This window comes from Sodalis-like endosymbiont of Proechinophthirus fluctus (genome assembly GCF_001602625.1).
Classification (GTDB): domain Bacteria; phylum Pseudomonadota; class Gammaproteobacteria; order Enterobacterales; family Enterobacteriaceae.
On the sequence record NZ_LECR01000031.1, the window covers coordinates 3,482 to 5,051 of the forward strand.

A 1,570-nucleotide genomic window follows, 5' to 3' on the forward strand; every position below is an offset into this window, starting at 1 on the left:
CCCGCGCCAGCCGTAAATCGATTGGTCATCATCACCCACAACCATCACATTGCCGTCACTACCGGCCAGCATGCGGATCCAGGCGTATTGGATTTGGTTGGTATCCTGGAATTCGTCTACCAGGATATTAGTGAAGCGCTCGCTGTAGTGGCGCAGAATATGCGGCTTTTTCAGCCACAGCTCATAGGCACGCAGTAACAGCTCGGAAAAATCCACCAGCCCGGCGCGGTCGCAGGCTTCCTGATAGGCTTGATAAATGCGTTGCCAGGTTGCTTTCATCGGGTTGCCGTAACTTTCCACATGCTGAGGACGCAGACCCTCGTCTTTCTTGTCGCCGATATACCACATCGCTTGGTGCGGCGACCACTGTTTCTCATCGAGATTCATGGCGCGGATGAGGCGTTTTAACATGCGTAGCTGATCCTCACTGTCAAGGATCTGAAAATCCTGCGGCAAATTAACATCATGATAGTGGGCGCGCAGCAGGCGGTGGGCCAGCCCATGGAAGGTGCCGATCCACATGCCGCCCTGGCTGGTGCCCACTAAATGTTCGACACGGTGGCGCATTTCCGCAGCCGCCTTGTTAGTGAAGGTCACGGCCATCACTGAATAGTGCGAGCAGTTTTCAACTGACAGTAACCAGGCGATACGGTGCACCAGCACCCGAGTTTTTCCGCTGCCGGCGCCGGCCAGCACCAATAAATTACCGCGCGGAGCCGCCACGGCTTCCCGTTGCTTGTCGTTCAAGCTGTTGAGCAAACCAGAAACGTTCATAGGTGGCCTTTAACATGCGAACGGAAGGAGTAGTGCCGTTCGGTAGCAGCAAAAACACTAATCATTTATACAGATTGAGTAGTGATTATAACAAGGGTATCAGGGATACCCAACCACGAAATTTCCAGATGTGATAAATAGATGCGCATCGGCCCCTACTCGCGCTTCGCGCTCACTGAGCCCCGCGTTTCGCATCGTCATTTATATCGAGCGCTAGCGCCAAATGGCTCACATCGTGGTAAATCTCCGGCTCTCCGCCAACGCAATTCGTGGCGCAAGCGTTAATAATCCTCCTGTCCTAGATGGAGTAGCGTGGAGTGGTATACTGCTATAGAAATAGCATCGACTCGTATTCGGTACGGGTAATCGCCTGCCGATTATCATAAATTATATAATCAAGATCAAACAAGTAACGCGCGAAGATCTCGCAGATGGCGATAGAAATGCATCAGGTTTTTTCCCGTTTGGCACGTGGGTGAGCTGCATCATACACAGATACCAGATGCTGGAAATCAAGGTGGGTATAGATCTGGGTGGTGCTGAGGTTGGCGTGGCCGAGCAACTCTTGCACCGCGCGCAGGTTACCGCTCGATTCCAGTATATGGGTGGCGAAGGAGTGGCGCAGTTTATGCGGATGGATACGACTATTTACCCCCTGCTTCACGCCCCATTCAGCAAAACGTTTCTGCACGTTACGCGCGGAAATACGTTTTCCGCGCTGGGAGATGAACACCGCATTGTCCTGAGGCGCGTAGCGGTCACGCAGGGCCAGCCAGCGCGCCAGCCAAGTCACGGC

The 1,570-nt window shown here is 53.5% G+C and carries 2 protein-coding genes; both read right to left on the reverse strand.

Going from position 1 to position 1,570, the window contains the following annotated elements:
• A partial coding sequence (locus tag BG74_RS10470) for a UvrD-helicase domain-containing protein (RefSeq protein ID WP_204376304.1) occupies window positions 1–774 on the reverse strand: 774 nt, incomplete at its 3' end.
• 448 nt (window positions 775–1,222) lie between these two features.
• Window positions 1,223–1,570, reverse strand: a 348-nt coding sequence (locus tag BG74_RS16445) for a tyrosine-type recombinase/integrase (RefSeq protein ID WP_244267247.1), incomplete at its 5' end; no start/stop codon positions are given.